The 18925-nt window shown below is 72.5% G+C and carries 27 protein-coding genes; 25 read left to right on the plus strand and 2 right to left on the minus strand.

Annotation, left to right across the window (positions count from 1 at the left end; all coding sequences use genetic code 11):
• The first annotated feature begins 161 nt into the window (after positions 1–161).
• The 23 genes from ABC138_RS12745 to ABC138_RS12855 all read left to right on the plus strand — a co-directional run bounded on the left by ABC138_RS12745 (position 162) and on the right by ABC138_RS12855 (position 17066).
• Positions 162–527: a hypothetical protein gene (locus ABC138_RS12745; protein ID WP_345913902.1), complete on the plus strand. Its 366-nt coding sequence runs from the start codon at positions 162–164 to the stop codon at positions 525–527.
• A gap of 2 nt (positions 528–529) precedes the next feature.
• Positions 530–1003, plus strand: a complete 474-nt coding sequence (locus ABC138_RS12750; protein WP_345913903.1) for a DUF6093 family protein — start codon at positions 530–532, stop codon at positions 1001–1003.
• 89 nt (positions 1004–1092) lie between these two features.
• Positions 1093–1473, plus strand: coding sequence for an HK97-gp10 family putative phage morphogenesis protein (locus tag ABC138_RS12755; RefSeq protein WP_345913904.1), 381 nt, complete (start codon positions 1093–1095; stop codon positions 1471–1473).
• Positions 1470–1988: a hypothetical protein gene (locus ABC138_RS12760; RefSeq protein ID WP_345913905.1), complete on the plus strand. Its 519-nt coding sequence runs from the start codon at positions 1470–1472 to the stop codon at positions 1986–1988. The genes ABC138_RS12755 and ABC138_RS12760 overlap by 4 nt, the downstream gene beginning before the upstream one ends.
• Positions 1989–2025: 37 nt before the next feature.
• Entirely contained in the window at positions 2026–2343 is a 318-nt protein-coding gene (locus ABC138_RS12765) for a hypothetical protein (protein WP_345913906.1), read from the plus strand.
• Positions 2344–2346: 3 nt separating this feature from the next.
• Positions 2347–2883 (plus strand): hypothetical protein, encoded by a 537-nt coding sequence (locus ABC138_RS12770; RefSeq protein ID WP_345913907.1) that lies wholly within the window; start codon positions 2347–2349, stop codon positions 2881–2883.
• Between the two features lie 121 nt (positions 2884–3004).
• Positions 3005–3658, plus strand: a complete 654-nt coding sequence (locus ABC138_RS12775; RefSeq protein ID WP_345913908.1) for a hypothetical protein — start codon at positions 3005–3007, stop codon at positions 3656–3658.
• 20 nt (positions 3659–3678) lie between these two features.
• On the plus strand, positions 3679–3999 hold the full coding sequence (locus tag ABC138_RS12780) for a hypothetical protein (RefSeq protein ID WP_345913909.1): 321 nt from the start codon (positions 3679–3681) through the stop codon (positions 3997–3999).
• A 27-nt stretch (positions 4000–4026) separates the two neighbouring features.
• Positions 4027–7605 carry a phage tail tape measure protein gene (locus tag ABC138_RS12785; protein ID WP_345913910.1) on the plus strand — a complete coding sequence of 1193 codons (3579 nt, stop codon included), beginning with the start codon at positions 4027–4029 and terminating at the stop codon, positions 7603–7605.
• On the plus strand, positions 7602–8048 hold the full coding sequence (locus tag ABC138_RS12790; protein ID WP_345913913.1) for a hypothetical protein: 447 nt from the start codon (positions 7602–7604) through the stop codon (positions 8046–8048). Before ABC138_RS12785 ends, ABC138_RS12790 begins: the two co-directional genes overlap by 4 nt.
• Before the next feature lies 1 nt (position 8049).
• Positions 8050–8430: a hypothetical protein gene (locus ABC138_RS12795; RefSeq protein ID WP_345913915.1), complete on the plus strand. Its 381-nt coding sequence runs from the start codon at positions 8050–8052 to the stop codon at positions 8428–8430.
• Positions 8431–8455: 25 nt separating this feature from the next.
• Positions 8456–8803, plus strand: a complete 348-nt coding sequence (locus ABC138_RS12800) for a hypothetical protein (RefSeq protein WP_345913916.1) — start codon at positions 8456–8458, stop codon at positions 8801–8803.
• A gap of 71 nt (positions 8804–8874) precedes the next feature.
• On the plus strand, positions 8875–12174 hold the full coding sequence (locus ABC138_RS12805) for a peptidoglycan-binding domain-containing protein (RefSeq protein ID WP_345913918.1): 3300 nt from the start codon (positions 8875–8877) through the stop codon (positions 12172–12174).
• Positions 12175–12184: 10 nt separating this feature from the next.
• Complete coding sequence (locus ABC138_RS12810; protein WP_345913919.1) at positions 12185–12925, plus strand: hypothetical protein; 741 nt, start codon at positions 12185–12187, stop codon at positions 12923–12925.
• Positions 12926–12954: 29 nt separating this feature from the next.
• The gene (locus ABC138_RS12815) at positions 12955–13380 is read left to right on the plus strand and encodes a hypothetical protein (protein WP_345913920.1); all 426 of its coding nucleotides are present in this window, start codon (positions 12955–12957) and stop codon (positions 13378–13380) included.
• Positions 13377–13880 carry a hypothetical protein gene (locus tag ABC138_RS12820; RefSeq protein ID WP_345913921.1) on the plus strand — a complete coding sequence of 168 codons (504 nt, stop codon included), beginning with the start codon at positions 13377–13379 and terminating at the stop codon, positions 13878–13880. Before ABC138_RS12815 ends, ABC138_RS12820 begins: the two co-directional genes overlap by 4 nt.
• Positions 13881–13883: 3 nt before the next feature.
• Positions 13884–14186 carry a hypothetical protein gene (locus tag ABC138_RS12825; protein ID WP_345913922.1) on the plus strand — a complete coding sequence of 101 codons (303 nt, stop codon included), beginning with the start codon at positions 13884–13886 and terminating at the stop codon, positions 14184–14186.
• Between the two features lie 76 nt (positions 14187–14262).
• Positions 14263–15111: an N-acetylmuramoyl-L-alanine amidase gene (locus tag ABC138_RS12830; RefSeq protein ID WP_345913924.1), complete on the plus strand. Its 849-nt coding sequence runs from the start codon at positions 14263–14265 to the stop codon at positions 15109–15111.
• Positions 15108–15266 (plus strand): hypothetical protein, encoded by a 159-nt coding sequence (locus tag ABC138_RS12835; RefSeq protein WP_345913925.1) that lies wholly within the window; start codon positions 15108–15110, stop codon positions 15264–15266. Before ABC138_RS12830 ends, ABC138_RS12835 begins: the two co-directional genes overlap by 4 nt.
• Positions 15267–15268: 2 nt before the next feature.
• Positions 15269–15475, plus strand: coding sequence for a hypothetical protein (locus tag ABC138_RS12840; RefSeq protein ID WP_345913927.1), 207 nt, complete (start codon positions 15269–15271; stop codon positions 15473–15475).
• Positions 15476–15490: 15 nt separating this feature from the next.
• Entirely contained in the window at positions 15491–15799 is a 309-nt protein-coding gene (locus ABC138_RS12845) for a hypothetical protein (protein WP_345913928.1), read from the plus strand.
• 201 nt (positions 15800–16000) lie between these two features.
• Entirely contained in the window at positions 16001–16240 is a 240-nt protein-coding gene (locus ABC138_RS12850; RefSeq protein ID WP_345913929.1) for a hypothetical protein, read from the plus strand.
• A gap of 4 nt (positions 16241–16244) precedes the next feature.
• The gene (locus tag ABC138_RS12855; RefSeq protein ID WP_345913930.1) at positions 16245–17066 is read left to right on the plus strand and encodes a DUF1524 domain-containing protein; all 822 of its coding nucleotides are present in this window, start codon (positions 16245–16247) and stop codon (positions 17064–17066) included.
• Here the strand turns inward: ABC138_RS12855 and ABC138_RS12860 are convergent.
• On the minus strand, positions 17063–17410 hold the full coding sequence (locus ABC138_RS12860) for a hypothetical protein (RefSeq protein ID WP_345913950.1): 348 nt from the start codon (positions 17408–17410) through the stop codon (positions 17063–17065). The genes ABC138_RS12855 and ABC138_RS12860 overlap by 4 nt on opposite strands.
• Positions 17411–17426: 16 nt before the next feature.
• On the opposite strand from ABC138_RS12860, the gene ABC138_RS12865 reads away from it, so the two are divergent.
• Together ABC138_RS12865 and ABC138_RS12870 are read left to right on the plus strand one after the other, a co-directional pair.
• Positions 17427–17618 (plus strand): excalibur calcium-binding domain-containing protein, encoded by a 192-nt coding sequence (locus ABC138_RS12865; RefSeq protein ID WP_345913947.1) that lies wholly within the window; start codon positions 17427–17429, stop codon positions 17616–17618.
• 10 nt (positions 17619–17628) lie between these two features.
• On the plus strand, positions 17629–17997 hold the full coding sequence (locus ABC138_RS12870; protein WP_345913931.1) for a hypothetical protein: 369 nt from the start codon (positions 17629–17631) through the stop codon (positions 17995–17997).
• A 206-nt stretch (positions 17998–18203) separates the two neighbouring features.
• Here the strand turns inward: ABC138_RS12870 and ABC138_RS12875 are convergent, their stop codons facing one another.
• On the minus strand, positions 18204–18788 hold the full coding sequence (locus tag ABC138_RS12875; RefSeq protein ID WP_338537971.1) for a TMEM165/GDT1 family protein: 585 nt from the start codon (positions 18786–18788) through the stop codon (positions 18204–18206).
• Positions 18789–18925: the final 137 nt, after the last annotated feature.

Raw genomic sequence — 18925 nt, forward strand, 5'->3', positions numbered from 1 at the left:
CTCGGCCTGACCGGTCGGGGGGTGGGGGTGGCGCGTCAACACGGGACCCCGCCCGACTGGACATCACCGACTCGTGAAGGTCCGTTCGGGGCGCTTCCTTTCCGCCCTGCCATGAACGTGTCCTGCGCGCCAACCCCTTCCACCACGAGAGGAGCCTCGCCGTGGGTGACATCGACGACGTCCGCTTCCTGATCGCCGACCTCGACCCGACCGACCAGCTCCTGCCCAACTCGAGCCTCGAGGCCGCGCTGACCGCGGAGGGCGGGTCGGTGTTGCTCGCCGCGGCCCGCTGTCTCGAGGCGATCGCCGTGTCCGAGGTGCTCGTCGGGAAGAAGATCCGCACGCAGGACCTGCAGTCCGACGGCGTGGCCGTCGCGCGGGAGCTGCGCGAGCAGGCGGCCACGTTGCGCGCCCGGGCCCGCGACGAGGACCCCGACCTGGGGGGCTTCGACGGGTTCGACCTTGCGCCTGTGGTGCGTGACGGGCGCCGGCCCGAGCGCACGAACGACACCGTGTGGGGCCTGTAGCCATGCCCTTCCCCGGTACGCGTGTCGTGCCCACCGGCTGGTCCCGCCACCACCAGCCCGTCGCCTCCGGCGGCATGAACGCCTCCTGCACCATCACCGACCCCGCCCGCGCCACCCCCGGCGCGTGGGACGACGACGCCGGCCAGTACGCCCCGTCCACCCCCTTCGTGCTCCTGCCGCCCCCCGCCGCCCCCGACGAGGACGGGTGGCCCTGCCGCGTGCAACGCATCCTCGGCGACCAAGGCGCCGAGCAGGCCGGCCAAGAGTCCACCACCCGCCGCTACCTCGTGCAGCTCCACGACCCCGACCTGGCGACGCTCCCCGACCTCGAGCAAGGGCACGTCGTCACGATCGTCACCGCGACCAATGACCCACACCTGACGGGCCTGGACCTCGTCGTCGAGGACGTCCAGCACGGCAGCGAGCGGTTCACCCGCGACCTCGTCTGCACGCACAACCAGCAGCCCCCGGCGTAACACCCCCGCATCCCCGCCCAGAACGGCCGGACGCGCAACGTGGGGCCCGAAACGACCTACCACCCACCCGAGCATCTGGGAGGCGCACAGTGGCGACCACAGACGGCCTGACGCAGTACCAGGGCGCGATGCGGCTGGCGTCCGCGACCGTCGGCGCCCGCGCCGCGACCGCGACCCGCAAGACCGGCGCGGCCATCACCCGCGACGCGAAGATCGGCGCGCCCGTCGACACCGGCAACCTTCGCGCCAGCCTCGGGATGCTCGTCACCGGCGACGGGCGCACCGGCCGCATGGCCGTATCCATCGGCCCCACCGCCGCCTACGGCAAGTACGTCGAGCAGGGCACCTCCCGGATGGCCGCGCAGCCCTACCTGGCCCCGGCGACCGCCCGGCACGTCCCCGGCTGGCACGCCGCGCTCACCCGCATCAACACCCCCGACGGGGACCTGCCGATGGGCGGCACCGCGTGACCGCCCCCACCACCGGCGCGCGCCTGCACGCCGCCCTCATCGACGCACTGGCTCCCGTCACCCGGTGGCGCCACCCCTTCCCGGGTGACGGGCAGCCCGTGCGCGTCAACGACACCGGCCTCGACGTGTGGGAGAACCACGTCGGCGACGCCCGCATCGACCCCGACGGCCCCGGCGGGACCCCCGGCACCGCCCACGCGTACCTGTTCCTGCAGACCGGGCCCGGCGGCAACGCCCACACCCGCGCGACCCGCGCCGCGTCCCTGACCGTCTGGCGCCCCATCCTCACCTTCGCCGGCGGCACCCCCCGCAAGGTCCAGTGGGGACTCGACCGCGCCCGCCCCCTCCTCGACGGCCTCGTCCTGACCGACGCGACCGGCCGGCCCATCACCTCCCCCTTCCATGAGGGCCTCCTGCCCTCCGAGCAGTACGACCCCGGCCCGCTCCAGGTCGACACAGACCCCAGCCCTCCGCGCTGGTTCGTGCCCATCCAGCTCGCCTGCCAGGCGCGCTGACCACCCCCACCCCCGACGCCCTGAGGAGGGCTCCCCCATGAGCAACACCAAGAACCTGCTCGAGGTGGTCCGCATCCGCGACGGCCGCTCCGAGCGCAACGCGACCCGCGCCGAAGCAAAGCGCATCGGCGCGGAGGTCATCGACAAGCCCACCCGGGACCGCTACGACCGGCCCGTGCCGGCCAAGCCCCTCACCGACCTCGCCGGCCAGCCCGTCGACCAGGGCCCCACCGCCGTCAGCGAGAAGCTCACGCACGACGAGCTCGACGCCGTCGCCGCCGAGCGGGGCGTGGACCTGACCGGTGCCACGACCAAGGCCGACAAGGTCGCCGCCATCACCACCAAGGAGAACTGACCCATGGCCCTCAACCAGCCCGTCGGCGTGCCCGCGCTCGGCACCCTGTCCCTGACGATCATCCCCGTCTCCGGCGTCGCCAACATCGCGGCGCTGACCGTCACCGAGGCCACCGCCCTCGGCGCGATCAACGCGTCTTGCCACAACCTGTCCGACGGGTGGGGGCGCTCGCGCACCCAGCAGTCCGCGACCCGCCGCCGCGCCTGCTCGACCACGACCTACCAGGTCGCCGGCCAGCAGGACATCAGCTTCGACGCGGCCCGGTTCGTGTACGACCCGCAGGACCCCACCGCCGAGGTGTCCAAGGTCTACGCCGGCCTGACCGAGGGTGAGGAGTACTACGTCATCGAGCGGATCGGCGTCTCCGGCTTCACCGAGCTCGCCGCCGCCGACTACTACGACGCGTACCACGTGCGCCTCGACGTCAAGGACAAGCTCGTCCCCGGCGACGAGGGCGAGCTCGAGTTCACGGCGCAGTTCTCCAACCTCTCCCCGAAGGTCGTCGACGCGCAGATCGCCGCCGCCGCCGCCGCCGCCTGACCGGCCCCCACACGCCGGTGGCGTGCCGTTGGGCACGGCGGCACGTCACCGGTCCGGCCCCACCCGCTCCACCCCCCTCGTGCCCACCCCGTGCCCCCACCCCCCTTCCAAGGAGTACCCCGTGCCCAACGACCTCCCCACCACCGACCGGCCCGCCGACACCGCCCAGCAGGAGGGCGTGCCCGCCGCGGACCTGGACGCGTTCGACCTCGACGACTTCCTCGCCGGCGTCGTCGCCCCCACCCGCACCGTCGCCGTCAGCCAGGACCGCACCCTGGGTCAGCAGGCCCGCAAGCAGATGGCCCTCATCGAGGAGCTCGAGCGCGACGCCGTCACGGCACGCGCGGAGGGCCGCAAGACCACCCGCCGCGCGGCCGCGACCCGCCCCCCCGAGCTGGAGGCCGCGCACCAGCGCCTCGCCGAGCTCGAGCGCGCGGCCGAGGGCACGTTCGTGTGGGTCCGCGTCGAGGCGATCGACCCGCCCACCCAGAAGCAGGCCGCCCGCGACGCGTCCGGCGGCACGAAGGACGACTACAACCGGGCCGTGATCGCGCTGACCGCCCGCGTGCACAAGCGCGACCCCCGCGCGTACCCCGACGCGCCCGGCGCGGTCCTGAGCGCCGAGCAGTGGGAAGCGTTCTCGATCGCCGTCGGGTTCGTCCAGTGGCAGGCCATCGTCGACGCCACCATCGAGGTCAACGCTGAGGGCGTGATGCCGGGTTTCTCGCAGCAGCCCTCGCACTCCCCCGGTGGGGGCACGTCCTCCGAGAGCTGAGGACCGCCCGCGCGCACGGCGTGCCGCTGTCCGTCCTGCGCGGGCAGCGGCGCCCCGGGCGGGCGTGGACGCACCTGGACCGGCTCGCGGCGCTCGCGCTGCAGGCCTACGAGGACGGGTTGTGCGGCTCCTGCGGCACCCCCCGCGTGTACGGCATGGACCCCGACGCGCACCGGCACTACACCGCGCCCGCGGAGACGTGCCACGCGTGCGCGGCCCGCGACCGCGCCAACGACACCGACGCGAAGCGCCCCCCCGGTCAGCACCGCTACGTCACCCCCGACGAGGTGCAGACGTACTCGATGACGCACCCCATCCACGTGCCCCCCTTCCACGCCTGAACCCCCGCACCTCGAGGAGGGCCGCCCGTGTCCCAGGTCATCAGCACCACGCTCGAGGTGAACGCCGACAAGGCCGTCCAGGGCTTCGACAAGGCCGGGCGCGCCGCCGGCCGGTACGGCAGCACCGTCGACAAGGTCAGCGGGCAGGAGAAGAACCTCGCCCGCTCCGGTGGGGCCCTCAACGCCCTGTCCCGCTCCGTGCGCGACAACCGGGCCGAGATGGACCGGATGGGCACCACCGCCCTCGTCGCCGGCGGCGCCGTCGCCGCCGGGCTCGGGCTGGCGACGAAGGCCAACATCGCGTGGGAGTCCTCGTGGGCGGGCGTCACCAAGACCGTCGACGGCTCCTCCGAGCAGATGGCCGACCTCGAGGAGGACCTGCGGGGGCTGGCGAAGGAGCTGCCCGCGACGCACACCGAGCTCGCCGCCGTCGCGGAGGCCGCCGGGCAGCTCGGCGTGGCCCGCGAGGACATCATCGGGTTTACCGAGACCGCCGTCGCGCTCGGCGAGTCCACGAACCTGTCCGCCGACGAGGCCGCCACGTCCCTCGCCAAGTTCAGCAACGTGATGGGCACCGCGGCCCGCGACGGCGTCGAGGGGTACGAGCGGATGGGCGCGGCCCTGGTCGCGCTCGGCAACGACGGCGCGTCCACCGAGGCCGACATCATGCAGATGGCGCTGCGGCTGTCGGGCGCCGGCAAGCAGATCGGCGCGTCCGAGGCGGACGTCCTGGCCCTCGCCAACGCCCTGTCGTCTGTCGGCATCGAGGCTGAGCTCGGCGGCGGCGCCATGTCCCGCGCGCTGCTCGAAATGAACAGCGCCGTGATCGGCGGCGGTGAGGAGCTGGAGGCCTTCGCGGAGATCGCGGGCGTGTCCGCGTCCGACTTCGCGGCCGCGTGGCGCGCGGATCCCGTCGAGGCCACCAACATGTTCATCGCCGGCCTGGGTCGGATCGGCGAGTCCGGCGGCGACGCGGCCAGCGCCCTGTCCGACGTCGGCCTCAAGGGCACCCAGAACGCGCAGGTGCTGCTGCGCGCGGCTGGCGCGTCCGACCTGGTCACCGAGTCCCTCAAGCTCGGCGCGACCGCGTGGGAGGAGAACGCGGCCCTGGCGGAGGAGGCCGGCAAGCGGTACGAGACCACCGAGTCCAAGCTGCAGATCGCCAAGAACACGATGACCGACGCGGCGATCGACCTGGGCGCCGTGTTCGGCCCGGTGCTCGCCGGCGGCGCGGAGAAGCTCGCCGGGATCGCCGACGCCTTCGTCAAGCTCCCCGAGCCGGTCCAGAAGACGTCCGGTGCCCTGGCCGGGGTCGCCGCGTCCGGGCTGCTCATCGGCGGCGCGGCCGTCAAGATCGTCGGCTGGTCCCAGGACATCGGCGACGCCTTCGACCGGATCACCACCCGCGGCGCCGACGCGGACGGGCAGCTGACCCGCACCGGGCGGACCGTGCGCGGCATGGCGAAGTGGGGCGGGTACGCGGCCGGCGCCTACGCGGTCGCCACCGCCATCGGTGCCCTCGCCGAATCCGGGTACGACGCCGTCCCCAGCATCGAGGACACCACGAAGGCAATCCTGGGTCTGCGCGACGCCCAAGAGGGCGAGGAGCTGTCCGGGTTCTTCGACGGGATCGGCGACAACAAGTGGATCGGCAACCACGTCGGCGACGTCGACAACCTCGCCGACGCCTACGCCCGGCTCGAGAACCCCGCCCTGTCCGACCAGCTCGTCGACTGGAAGGACAACCTGTTCCCGGGCATGTCCTCCGGCGCGGAGCGCGTCGAGGCCGGGTTCACGCGGCTCGGCGAGTCCCTCGCGGCGATGCCCGCCGACGACGCCGCGATGCGCTTCGAGCGCATGGTCGACGCCCTGGGCGGCACCCAGACCGCGCACGACCGGCTCCTCGAGCTCATGCCCGCCTACCGCGACCAGCTCACCGGCACCGCCAACGACGCGCAGATGACCGGCGACGAGACGGCCGGGATGAACGCGGAGCTGACGGAAACCGAGGAGGTCGCGGAGGACGCGGAGACCGCGCTCGACGACCTCGCCAAGGCCATCGACGACCTCGGCGCGACCATGATGGACGTCGAGGCGTCCCACGACTCGTGGATCAACTCCGTCAAGGACGTCGACAAGTCCTTCAAGGAGAACGGGCGCGTGCTCGAGGGCAACAGCGCCGCGGCCCTCGCCAACCGTGGCGCGCTGCGTGACCTCGTCGAGGAGACCCAGCAGTGGGCCGCCTCGACCCTCAAGGCCACCGGCGACACCGAGAAGACGCAGGACGTCCTCGACCGCGGCCGCGAGAAGTGGATCGCGTACCGCGACGCGGTCGGCCTCAACGAGAAGGAGACCCGCGAGCTCGCCGACGCCCTGTTCTCGCTCCCCGAGGACGCCGTCACCGACGTCAAGACCACGGGCGCCGCGAAGGCCAAGAAGGACGCGGAGAACGTCAAGGACGCCGTCGACAAGCTCCCCCCGTCCAAGCTCATCGACATCAGCGAGTCCGGCGCGAGCGGGTCCATGCACCGCGTCATGGCCCTCGACGAGTCGATCACCACCCTGGACGGCAAGACCGTGCTCGTCGGTGAGGACGGCGCGCAGGACGCCCGCGGCAACGTCGTCACCCTCAACGGGTCCATCCTCGGCCTGTCCGACCGCACCGTGCAGGTCACGGAGGTCGGGTCGACCGCCGCCGGTGGCCGCGTCGTCCGCTACAAGGGCCAGATCTACGAGATCCCCCCGGCCCGGGAAACGATCTTCTACGCCAACACCACGCCCGCGACGACAGCCCTGGGCGGGCTGCAGCAGATGATCGACGGGATGAGCGGCCGCACCATCGACATGACGTTGCGCGCCAAGGGCATCGACATGGGCACGGCCCGCGCGAAGTGGGCCGGCGGCATCGAGGAGCGGGGCGTCACCCGCATGGAGTTCGGCGGGATGCGCCCCGGCGGGAGCGTCGCGCCCGGGTTCTACCCCACCAGCGAGCAGGGCATCCTGATGGCCGAGGACACCCGCGCGCCGTGGGAGCTGTACGCCTCCGGCCGCGCCGACCTCAAGGACCGTTCCCGCGACATCATCGGCGAGGGCGCGGCCCGCCTGGGCGGGTCCGTCACGTGGGACGACGAGGTGAGCGAGCTCATCCTCATGGCGACCGGCGGCGTCTACTCGCGCTGGCAGTCGCAGCTGCGGAACGTGCGCGCGCTGGCCGATGACCGCCGGTACCGGTGGGAAGACGGATCCCGGATGATCTCCGTCTTCGAGGACGGCACCGCCCGGTGGGGCGGCTGGTCGGCCGCGCCGCAGTCGGTGACGGCCGCCATCAACGCCCTGAACACGGCGCAGGACGCCTACGAGGACGAGTTGCGCCGCCCCAAGCCGAAGCGCACCCCCCAGGGTGGGCGCGGCGGCAGCGAGGACCGCGACTCCCGCACGTACCAGCGCACCCCCCGCCCCAGCGAGGTCGCCACCGTGTACGGCGGCGGCGGCAACACCTACGCGACCGCGCACATCGAGAACCTGCACGGCATCAACCTCGACGACGCGATGCGCGAAGCGCACGTCGTGGAACGTCGGGCGGCCCTATCGAGGAGGAACACGTGAGCGAGTGGATCGAGACCCGGCACCTGGACGGGACCCTGCGCAAGGCGTGGACCTACCCGGCCGGGTACGTCCTCAACGGGCCCCTGGAGGAGCCACAACCTTCCTTCGAGCGGCAGACCGTCCACTCGCCCCTCGTCGACGGGGAGTTCCAGACCCACTCGAGCATCGGGGCCCTGCGGTACCCGATGCACGTCATGGTCCAGGCGGCCAACCCCGCGCAGCTGGAGGCGCGGGTGCAGGCCTTCATCGCCGACGTGACCGCCACGCACGCGCTGCTGCTGCGGGTGGTGCTTGGGCCGATCGCCACGACGTGGCGCGCGTACCGGCCCGACGTGGTCTCTACCGCCGACGTCGGCATCGCCCTGAGCGCCGGCGCGTGGCGTGAGGTCGAGCTGGACTGGCCGGTGCTGCCGCACCCCGAGATCGTCGGGGCGGTGGCCTGACGTGGCGACGAGCACCGCGGGCGCGCACACCGTCCTGGCCGCCGTCACCGCCGACGACCTGTGGCTCGGCATCGCGCTCGAGGTGGGCGCGTCCCTGTCCACGGTCACGCAGGCCGACGCGACCTACCTGGGCACGCCGCGCGTGCTCATCCCCGGCGGGTCGGGCTGGCAGGCGCCCGCTGGCCGGCACGTCGTCGCCGCGGCCGGCACCGACCACGGGCAGGCGCTGCAGGACTTCACCCCCGAGTGGATCGTCTGGTGGACCGCGCCGGCCGGCGGCTCACCCCTGTTCGCGCGGCGCGTGACCGACACGAGCGTCGGGGTCGGCGACGCGGTCCTCGTGCCCGCCTCCACCATCCGCCTCAGCTACCACGGCTTCTGACCCACCACCCCCAAGGAGAAACACCATGCCCCTCATCGACGCGACCCTCGACAGCATGGCGACCCACCTGGGCTCGCTCATCACGCACGTGTCCCTGCACACCGCCAACCCGAGCACGACCGGCGCCAACGAGTCGACGGCGGCCCGCCAGCCGGTCACCTGGGGCGCGTCTTCCGGCGGCGACATCGCGGCCACGGCTGCCATCGCCTTCACCGGTGGTGCGGCGTCCGGGCCGGTCACGCACGTCGGGTTCTGGTCCGCAGCGACGGGCGGCACGTTCCGCGGGTCCGCGGTCGTGACGGGCGACGGCACGTTCTCGTCGGCGGGCGCGTACTCAGTGACGGCCCTGACGATCGCCGGCTCCTCCACCTGACCCGGAGGAGCTTCACCCCCGCGCCTGCTCGTGCCCGCTGCCTGACCTGACCCGATAGGGGGTGCCCGCCCGTGGCACGCATCCTGCTGATCTCCGCGAACCTGACCGGCCTCGCGTATACGCGCACGAAGGCGGCGCTGGAGGGCCTCGGGCACACCGTCACGGGGTCGGCCGAGACGATGAGCGAGATGACGGCCGCGTGGGGCTCGGGCAAGGACCTGATCGTCACGGCGGGCGTGACCTTCGACCGGTTCGCCACACCGCTGGACTCGACCACCTTTGTCATCGACAAGTGGACGTCTGGCACGCCGATCCTCCTCGGCCACGGCGTGGGGTCCGTCGGCACGCCCGAGCGGACCGCGTGGGCGCGGACAGGGCTCGGACGTGAAACTAGTCTGGCAGGCAGCACGGGCACGACGAGTCGGATGGACTCGGTCACCACCGCGCACCCCATCGTCGGGTCGTACAGCGGCAACGTCACCGTCCTCACAGCCGCGCAGGAAGGCTCCCACGCCGTGGCGGCCACCGGCGCGGTCCCCGGGACCATCCTCGGCAGGTGGGGCGATCGGACGTACCTCTACATGGGAGCCGTCGAGGTCGGCGACCCCCTCGATACTGATCGCATCCACGCCCACGCCACGGCGCCAGCTCGCGCCGTGTATTGCGGGTGGCTCTACGGCGGGGACGCGGACTACACGATCGACGGCAAGGCGATCCTGGGGCAGGCCGTGCAGTGGCTCGCCCCGGCCGGACCGCCCCCTGGCCCGACCGGCACCGCCGCCACCGCGCACGCGTGGGCGGGCTCGAGCGTGGGCACCAGCCCCCGCCAGGGCACCTCGACCATCGCGCACACCTGGACCCCCTCGAGCTCGGGCACCGCGCCCCGCCAGGCCACCGCCGCCGCCGCGCACGCGTGGGCCCCCACCGCGGCCGGCGCGGTCCCCGTCGCTGACCCCGAAGGCACCGCCACCACCGGGCACACCTGGGTTCCCGCGGCGGTCGGCGACGACACCGAACCCACCTACGGCACCGCGGCCACCGCGTGGACCGTCACGCCCACCGCGACCGGGACCAACGGCGACGCCGTCGGCGGCACCGCGGGCACCGGGCACGCGTGGCTGCCCGAGGCCGACGGGCAGACCGCCGGGGAACGCCAGCTGCAAGGGTGGGACCTCGACCACTCCCAGCAGGTCGTCCTCGACGTCACCGGCCCCGACGACATCACCACCGGGCCCCTCGACGTCGAGCGCGTCGTCGTCGACCCTCCCCCGACGATCAAGCTGCGCCGCATCACCCGCCACTCCCCCCAGAACGGGCCCGGCGACTTCACCGTCAACCCGGACGGGTCCGTCCACTCCCGCGGGCTGTGGGACATCACCGACGGCGACGTCGGCTCCCTGCGCGTGTGGGTCAACGGCAAGGACGTCACGTGGTTCCGCGGCGTGCCCACCCTCCCCGGCAACGCCGTCGCGTCCGAGCCCTTCGGGTGGGAGTCCCTCACGCTCACGTTCCCGCAGATCAGCGCCTTCGAGGAGCCCGGCGTCGGCGACCTCTACTGGCTCAAGCCCGACCACCAGGTCGAGGTGTACCTCATCGCCCCCGACAAGACCCGCGTCCTCGAACTGTTCCAGGGGCACCTCGTCAACGACGCCGCGCGCATCACCGACTCCGAGACCGCGACGACGTGGGAGTGCGCCGGCGACATGGCGACCGCCTCCTACGCGCTGCACCGCGCGCCCATCACCCTCGAGCCCACCGACATCGGCACGCTCATCGCCCGCGCCCTGTCCGGCGTGATCTCCCGCCGGTACGGCACCGTCCAATCGGTCACCACCGGCATCGACTCCCTCGTGCGCGGCGACGGCGACGACTACGTCACCGAGTACGTGTCCGAGCTCCTCGCGCACGCCTGGACGTCCGACGGGCGGCAGTGGACCGTCGCCCGCACCCGCACCCCCCGCGTGTACGGCATCGAGCTGAAGGACATCACCACCCGGCACTGGACCATCACCCCCGGCACGCCCGGCGTGACCGTCCGCCTCGACGCCGACCAGGCCTCCCGCACCGACGCCATCATGGGCCGCGGCGTCGGCCCCGACGGGTACGCGTGGTCCGGCCGGCACTGGCCGGCGCTGCTCAACTACGACCCGCCGGACTTCCCCAACGCGTCCGCCGGGGACGTGCTCATGCCCGGCGCGACCGACGCGTCCACCGGCACCGGCAGGGGCGTGTCCACGTGGCAGGAACGGGCCCGTGACCTCGGGTACGCCGTGACCGTCGACGGCGTCATCGGCGCCGGCGACGTGGCCGTCATCCGCGCGATCCAGGCCCGCATGGGGCTGCTCGTCGACGGCATCATCGGCCCGCAGACGTGGACCGGCACGTGGGAGGTCGGCGTCGACGCGGCCGCCCTGCAGTCCATCCGCCTGCCCATCGCCTACCGCCCGATCGTCGAGCCCAACCTCTACAGCGCGGTCGGCGCCGTCACCGGCAAGAACCCGGCCTACGACCGGTACGTCATCCGGCGGGAGCGGGCCGTCGACTACGGCGCGCACATCACCAAGGCCCTCGGCACCCTGTCCGCGCGCCGCGAGGTCGCGCAGTCCCAGGACGTCGGCTGGTTCGGGGACGTCACCCTGGACGTCGACCCCCGCGAGGGCTCCCGCTGGCTCATCGAGGAGGGCCAGAACATCGTCGTGAAGGGCTGGCGCGGCGCCGACCAGCTGTGCCACATCGCCAAGGTCACCCGGGACCTGCTCACCGGGCGCGTCACCCTGGCCGTGGACACGAAGGCCCGCGACGCGATGACCCTGGCGTCGCTGCGCCGCCGTGACCGTGAGGCGCAGATCGACCCGGCCCGCCGCCCCGGCAACGTCAACCGCAAGTCTCGCCAGTCGCAGGACCTGCGCGTCGCGTTCGAGGGCGACTCACCCGCGGGCCGGATCTACCGCCGCGCGCTGTACCGCGGGCTGTGGTCCGTCTTCCCCGTCCCCGTCTCCGAGGCCGGGTCGATCGTCAGGCTCGACGCGTCCACCGACTCGCCGCGCTCCGAGTTCGCGCTCGGCTTCTTCGCCCGGCCCATCCAGCCGTCGCACCTCCTGCGTCTCGTCGGCAACCCGTCCGCGGACTCGGAGGCGTGGCGCCGGCGACTCCCGCAGCTCGAGGACGCCGGCCTCATCGAGGCGTGGGGTGCCGGGGAGTCGATGGCTGGTCACTGGCCCACCCAGGACGGGCCGACCACGGGCCGGCTCATCGACACCGGCGGGTGGTCCTTCCACTCCGACATGGGCGGGTGGGTCTGGGTCGCCGCGTGGGCGCCCGTCTCCTGCTGGATCAGTGGGCGCGTCTACCCCGCGCCCCTCGACGGGTAGGAGCGGCATCGTGGCTGGCGAGATCATCGTCCCGTGGCGCGTCACCGGCGTCGAGGATGGCCCAGTGTGGGACGCAATAAATGGCGTCGACTACCTCGGCCCAATGCTGCCACCTGCGACCTTCGTCCCGGTGCGGGCGTCGAGCATCCTGCGGGACGGCGACCCGAGCACTTACGTCCAGTTCACCGACGTGGCCGGATCCGGCCCGGACGGCGTGGTGTGCGGGCAGTTGGAGCCGACGCGCACCCCACCCAAGGGAGACCCGCTCTGGCTCCGACTGACCGTGCAGGGCGAGGTGGTCGGGCCAGCGCCTGGCCACTGGACCCTCCGACTGACTTCATTTGTCAACGGACGCCCAGAGTTCGGGAATAGGTGGGCCGCCCTGGAGCCCGAGGCGAGCGCAAGTCATCCAGTCGGCGGGTTCACGGACGTCGGCCGCGTCTACCACCTCGACTCAGCGCCGAGCGAGGGCTTTACGTGGTGGAACGTGTCGCAGGAGCTGGACCACAGGGACCTGACATTCCTGCGCGGTGACCGCACCCGGCCCGTCTGGCTCAGCTTCCTTCTCCCCTACTCCGACGGCGGCAGCTCCACCGTCCGCCTTAGCGACGTGCTCGTCGAGGTCGCCTACCCGGGCGACCGGCCCCTGCGGCAGCGGCAGCGCGACGACCACCTCGCCCCCGGCGGGGCGATCCGCGCCCGCGGCGCCAACAGCCGGCAAGGCTCGATCCGAGCGAAGGCCTACGAGTGAACCGCCCACCCACCTACAGGAGAGTCTCCGTGAGTCCACGCCTGCGCCACGCCGCCCACCTCCTCGACCGCCACCAGGTCCCCGAGACCGCCACCGCGATCCTGTGCGTCGGCCTCGCGCTCCTGGGCGCCGACCTGATCGCCTTCCCCGACCCGTACCTGGACCGGCCGACCTTCCACGTCGCCACCACGTGGGCCGCGCCGCAGCTGTGGGGCGGGCTGCTACTGCTGCCCGCGCTCGCCACCCTGGCCGCGTTGACGATGCGCCGCCGCGACATCTTCTGGCCCCTGACCGGCCTCGTCGTGTGGCTCACCGCGTGGTCCGCCGCCGCGCACCTGTCCACCGTCATCGACGGCAACGTCGTCCGCTCCGCGTCCATCACGTACACCACACTCGCGTGCCTGGCCGCGCTCCTGGCTGCGGTCTACATGCGCGAAGGGCGACGCCAGCCATGACCGAGCACCACGCGCACACCCCCGTCGCCACCATCACCAGCCCCGGCCACGCCATCGGCGTCGGCGCGCTCATCACCGTCGCCGTCCTGTCCGTGCAGCTCCTCGCCGGCATGGCGACCCCCCACGCGCTCGGCGCGACCATCGGCGTCGATGCCGCGTCCACCGCCGTGCCCGCCGTCATGCTCGTCGCCGCCCTCGGGTCCCTCATCGCCGTGTGGGTCGTCCCCCGGCTGAACTACCCGGCCCGCGCGATGCGCGTGGAGGCCGCGTGCAAGGCCACCCTCGCCGCGATGCTCCTGCTGTACGGGTACAGCTTGACCAGCTTCCACGGGTGGAGCTCCGGCCCGGCCACGCAGACCTTCACGTGGGGACTCGGGTGGGCGTTCGTCGCTCGCACCGTTCAGATCCTCCACGACGCCCGCACCGCTTCCCGCGCGACCGCCGCGCAGCTGCCCGCCTGCCCCACGCCCCTCGGAGACCCCGACCGCACGGAGGGTTGACTCATGCCGGACGTCGTGTGGACCGCGATCCTGGCGCCCCTGGCGCTCCTCCTGGCCGGCTTCATCCTCAACGAGATGGTCCGCCCCTACCTGACCCGCCGCCGCGGCGACGCGCCCTCCTCCGTGGTGGGCGCCACGATCCCGGCCACGGTCGACGCCGGCGAGCCCTGGCGGCTCGCCCACGACGCCGTGATGCGGGAGCGCGACGACGCCCTGGGCGACTTCGCGCGATACCGGCGCGTGCACGACGCGTGCCACCGGCTGCTGCGCGACCACGGCCTGCGCCCACCCCACGACGAGGACTAGCACCCGCCTCGAGCCACGACCCCCCGCCCGGCCTCCGCACCTGCGGGGGCCGTTGTCCTGCCCCTAGGAGATTGCCATGCTCGTGCCCATCCCCCGCGACGTGTGGCGTGCGCGCTACGCCGACGGGTTCGGTGACCGGCCCCTGCCCATCAGCGAGTGGTGGCTCCACCACTCGGTGACGATCGCGCCCGACCTCGTGCCCCCCTTCGACGACGACGACGAGGCCGTGCGGACCCTCGAGCGGATCGGCCAAGCCCGCTTCGGTGGCGGGATCAGCTACACCTACCCGGTCACGCCGGTCGGCCGCTGCTACCAGGGCTTGTCCCTGCACCGCCGTGGCGCCCACACGAAGGGCCACAACACCGTGGCCGCCGCGTTCTGCCTCGTCGGCAACTACGACGTCCAGGAGCCGACGGCCGCGCAGTGCCGGGCGATCGCCGAGGTCATGGTCCTCGAGCACCGGTCGGGCCGCGCGACCCGCCACACCCTCAACGGCGGGCACCGCGACGTCGGCTCCACCTCCTGCCCCGGCGCGAACGCCTACGCCGCCATCGGGAAGATCAATGCGCTGGCCGAGCAGCTGTGGCGCGGGGAGCTCCCCCCGACCGTCGGCACGTACACCCCCGCGGACGTCAAGCGCCTGCAGCGGGTCCTCGGCCTCGAGGCCGACGGCGTGTGGGGGCCGCTGACGGAGCGGCAGGCCCAAGCCCTGCGCCGCGCCCTCAAGCCCGGCCTGCGCGCCGGCGTGTGGGACCTCGTCCGGTACTGGCGTCTGCGCCGCTCCCGGCCCGAGGGCAGGCAGTCCAGCGACTCGATGCGCAAGGGCCACCAGTGGGCCCTGTCGGTCAAGGCCGACGGCGTGTGGGGCCCGGCCACGGACGCCGCGTGGCACGTCCTGCGCGCCCAGCACCGGGTGACGTCGTGACCGCCCACCGCGGGCTGTTCGCCCGGGTCGCCGACTACCTGGCCGTCCCGTCGCATGACGCCGTGATCGTCCAGGCCCTCGGCGTGCTCGCGGCCGGTGCCTTCCTCGCGCTGTACGGCGCCCTGCGCCTCCTGCCCAAGAAGATCGGAGCCTGACCGTGCGTACCTTCACCCTCGAGCGAGACACCGACGTGTCCGGCGTCTCCGGCACCGGGACCGTCGCCGACGGCGTCGTCTTCCCCGACGGCGTGACCGTCATCCGCTGGCGCGGCGACCGCCGGTCCACCGTCGTCTGGCCGTCCATCGAGGACGTCGAAGCGATCCACGGCCACGACGGCGCCACCCGCGTCGTCTTCCACCACTGAGATCGGAGCTTGACCATGACTGTCCCCACCACTCGTGCCGCCCGCCACGCCCTCAAGACCGACGCCCGCAACCGCGCCGCCCGGACCCTCCTGCAGGGCCTCGCGTTCTCGGCCGCCGCAGCGCTCGTCGTCGCCCTATTCACCGCGGTCACAACGGCCGCGTCGTGGAGCGAGCTCGGCGCCACCCTCGTCGGGTTCTCGTTCTTCCAGTCCATCGCAGTGGCCGGCCTGTCCTGGCTCATGCGGACCTACCTCGACCGATCGAGCCTGCCTACACCGCTGCCGCCGGCCGACCCGGGCGAGCCCGACGACGACACGCCCTGACATCTCGTCGGTGTCCTAGGCTGTCGGCCGTCACCCGTGCCCCCGAACGGGTGACGGCGGTCGAGCACAGGCAGAGGGGACCCGACCGCCAGCAGCACCCCCGCCTCCTCCCCCCGATGGCGGGGGTGCTGCGCCTCTCACCCAGACCTTTGAGCGCCCCCTTCGCCACTACGGCGGAGGGGGCGCTCTTGTCGTACCCGCGTGCAACGATCCCACCTCATGTGGCGCTACACCCTCCGCGACCTCCACCCCGGCGACGACCCCGAAGCCTGGGCCCGAGAGCTCGCCGACGAAGGATGGCGCCTGTGGATCCCCGGCAACACCGGCGCCGACACGGTCATCAACGGCCGCGCGGTACGCCGCTACAGCCTCCGCAAGTGGACCGGATCCGGTGAGCCGCCACCCAACGACTGGGACTGTCACCGCCCGGTGGCATCCTGACCGCATGACCAAGGGGATCGTGGGGGCAGCGGTGGCCATGCTCGCACTCAGCGCGTGCGCTGCCCCAGCCGGGAGCGAGCCCGAGACGATCACGACCACGGTCACCGCCACGCACGAAGTCGTGGTCGTCGTCGAAGAGCCCCCCATCACCAAGACCGAGACGGTCACCGCCACAGCGACGCCCAAGCCCACCCGGCCCAGCGCCCCGAAGCCCACGAGCCCACCCGCGAGCACCTCGCCGGCACTGACTGCCCTCTCGCAGCTGCCGGTGAAGGGCCGCGCCCCGAAGACCGGGTACGACCGCGCCATGTTCGGGCAGGCCTGGTCCGACGACGTCACAGAGCAGTACGGCCACAACGGGTGCGACACCCGCAACGACATCCTGCGACGTGACCTCACCGGCGTCGTCATCAAGCCCGGCACCAACGACTGCGTGGTCCTCTCCGGCACCCTGCACGACCCATACACGGGACGCAGCATCCCCTTCGTCCGCGGCCAAGCCACCTCGAGCGCGGTACAGATCGACCACGTCGTCGCCCTGTCCAACGCCTGGCAGACCGGCGCGCAGCAGCTCATGCCCGAGCAGCGGCAGAACTTCGCGAACGACCCCCTGAACCTGCTCGCGGTCGACGGGCCGACGAACGCGCAGAAGGGCGACGGGGACGCCGCGACCTGGCTCCCACCCCGCAAGCCCTACCGATGCGACTACGCCGCCCGCCAAGTGGCCGTGAAGAAGAAACACAACCTGTGGGTCACCCCGCCCGAAAAGGACGCTCTGAACCGGATACTCTCCGGCTGCGGGGGCACGCCACTGCCGACCCGCTAGGCATCTTCGGGGAGGAAGACCATGGCTCGCATCACCACGACCCAGCGTCGTCGCAACAAGGCCCAGAACAAGCTCCTGGCGATCGGCGGCGGCATCGTCGGGTTCGTCATCCTGATCTGCTGCTGCTTCGGCGCCATCGGCAGCGTGTTCGGTGAAGAGGAGGACACGGACCCGCGCCCGCTGGTGTCGACCAGCACGACCACGACGACCCGCACCTCGAGCACGACGACCAGGTCGACGACGACGAGCACGACCACCACGACGAAGAGCTCGAGCTCGTCCAAGTCGTCGTCACCGCGCTCGTCGAGCTCACCGAAGCCGAAGCCGACATCGTCGTCGACCACCCGGGCGCCGCAGCCCCTGACGACCCAAGCCCCGAAGACGACCACGCAGGCGCCCCCGCCGCCGCCTCCGCCGGCGGCACCGCCGGCCGCGTACTACGACAACTGCAGCGACGCGAAGGCCGCGGGAGCCGCACCGGTCTACCGTGGCCAGCCTGGTTACGGCGACCACCTGGACCGTGACGGCGACGGTGTGGGCTGCGAGTCCTAGAGTCACGGTCATGGCGCGCTACCCCTCCGGCATCACACCTCTGCTCGGCGAGCACGTGGACGACGTCCGGGTCCGGGCCGCGCGGATGGCTCTCGAGATGGACGCTCATCCCGTCGGGGCGACCGCGCCGTGCATGAACCCGGAGTGCGCCGGACCCGTCGACTACGTCGGCACCGGCCATCTCACGCTCTACTGCTCCACCACCTGCCGCAACCGCACCTCCTACCTGCGGACCCTCATCACCGAGGAGCTCGAGCTCCTCGAGCGCACCCTGGACGAAACCAAGCACAAGCAGGGCATTCCCCGCCAGGAGTACCTTCAGCGGGCCCGGATGCTCCGCTGGTGGGCCGCGCGCCTCGGCCCGATCGACGACCGCTGACCGCGGGACTCTGGGCAGATCGTCACGGACCAGTGACGGACCGGCGGGACTGCAGCCCGCTATCTACAGGAGTCTTCCGGGTACCCGGCTTACAGGCCGACTCATCCCCCGCACGGCTGTGCACACGAGGTCGTGCTGGTGCATCTGGTGGCGTCACGAGCCACGAGATGCACCAGCACGACCTTTCGTGCACACGCGGGCGTCGGTCAGCCGAACCAGCCCAGCCCCTCGGCGATGAGCACCAGCCCGAAGATCGCGAAGGCCGCCGCGGCGCCGTACGTGATGACCTTCTCCGGGAGCTTGCGTCCGAGGATCGCGCCGGCCGCGATGGCCAGGGCGTCCGCGGCGACCATGCCGATCGTCGAGCCGATCCACGTGCCGAACCAGTCCTCCCGCACCGCGAGGGTGATGGTGGCCAGCATCGTCTTGTCACCGAGCTCCGCGAGGAAGAAGGCGACACCCACGGCCAGCAGCGCGGACCCCTTCGCCTTGCGGGCCTTCTGCGCCTCCTCGTCCGTGAGTTCGTCACCGCGCAGGGTCCAGGCGGCGAAGGCCAGGAAGGCCAGGCCGGCCACGACGGCGATGGCTCCTTGGTACTTCTCGAAGCTCGCGCCGATGAAGTACCCGATGCCGACGGACGCCAGGTGGACCACGGCGGTGGCTGCGGTGATGCCGATGATGACATCGCGGGCCCGGTAGCGGGTCGCGAAGGTCATCGCCATGAGCTGGCTCTTGTCGCCGAGCTCGGCGACGAAGATCACCACGGTGCTGAGCACCAGTGCAGAGAACATGAAAAAACTCCTCGTCCGCCCGGACGAGGAGTCGTGATGCGACGAGCCCCGACCGGGATCGTCGCAAACAAAACCGGTCGAAAGTCTCGTCCGCCAGGTGACTGGCCCGATGTGCCGGAGCCGGGGCCGAGGCCGAG

The sequence above is a fragment of the Janibacter sp. LM genome, assembly GCF_039631275.1.
GTDB lineage: Bacteria > Actinomycetota > Actinomycetes > Actinomycetales > Dermatophilaceae > Janibacter > Janibacter terrae.

What these genes read in the sequence shown, in the direction of transcription:
- ABC138_RS12855 (WP_345913930.1), top strand. Translation starts at nt 16,245, where the DNA reads ATGACCAAGGGGATCGTGGGGGCAGCGGTGGCCATGCTCGCACTCAGC.
- ABC138_RS12770 (WP_345913907.1), top strand. Translation starts at nt 2,347, where the DNA reads ATGGCCCTCAACCAGCCCGTCGGCGTGCCCGCGCTCGGCACCCTGTCC.
- ABC138_RS12845 (WP_345913928.1), top strand. Translation starts at nt 15,491, where the DNA reads ATGACTGTCCCCACCACTCGTGCCGCCCGCCACGCCCTCAAGACCGAC.
- ABC138_RS12750 (WP_345913903.1), top strand. Translation starts at nt 530, where the DNA reads ATGCCCTTCCCCGGTACGCGTGTCGTGCCCACCGGCTGGTCCCGCCAC.
- ABC138_RS12765 (WP_345913906.1), top strand. Translation starts at nt 2,026, where the DNA reads ATGAGCAACACCAAGAACCTGCTCGAGGTGGTCCGCATCCGCGACGGC.
- ABC138_RS12875 (WP_338537971.1), bottom strand. Translation starts at nt 18,788, where the DNA reads ATGTTCTCTGCACTGGTGCTCAGCACCGTGGTGATCTTCGTCGCCGAG.
- ABC138_RS12830 (WP_345913924.1), top strand. Translation starts at nt 14,263, where the DNA reads ATGCTCGTGCCCATCCCCCGCGACGTGTGGCGTGCGCGCTACGCCGAC.
- ABC138_RS12870 (WP_345913931.1), top strand. Translation starts at nt 17,629, where the DNA reads ATGGCGCGCTACCCCTCCGGCATCACACCTCTGCTCGGCGAGCACGTG.
- ABC138_RS12825 (WP_345913922.1), top strand. Translation starts at nt 13,884, where the DNA reads ATGCCGGACGTCGTGTGGACCGCGATCCTGGCGCCCCTGGCGCTCCTC.
- ABC138_RS12820 (WP_345913921.1), top strand. Translation starts at nt 13,377, where the DNA reads ATGACCGAGCACCACGCGCACACCCCCGTCGCCACCATCACCAGCCCC.
- ABC138_RS12800 (WP_345913916.1), top strand. Translation starts at nt 8,456, where the DNA reads ATGCCCCTCATCGACGCGACCCTCGACAGCATGGCGACCCACCTGGGC.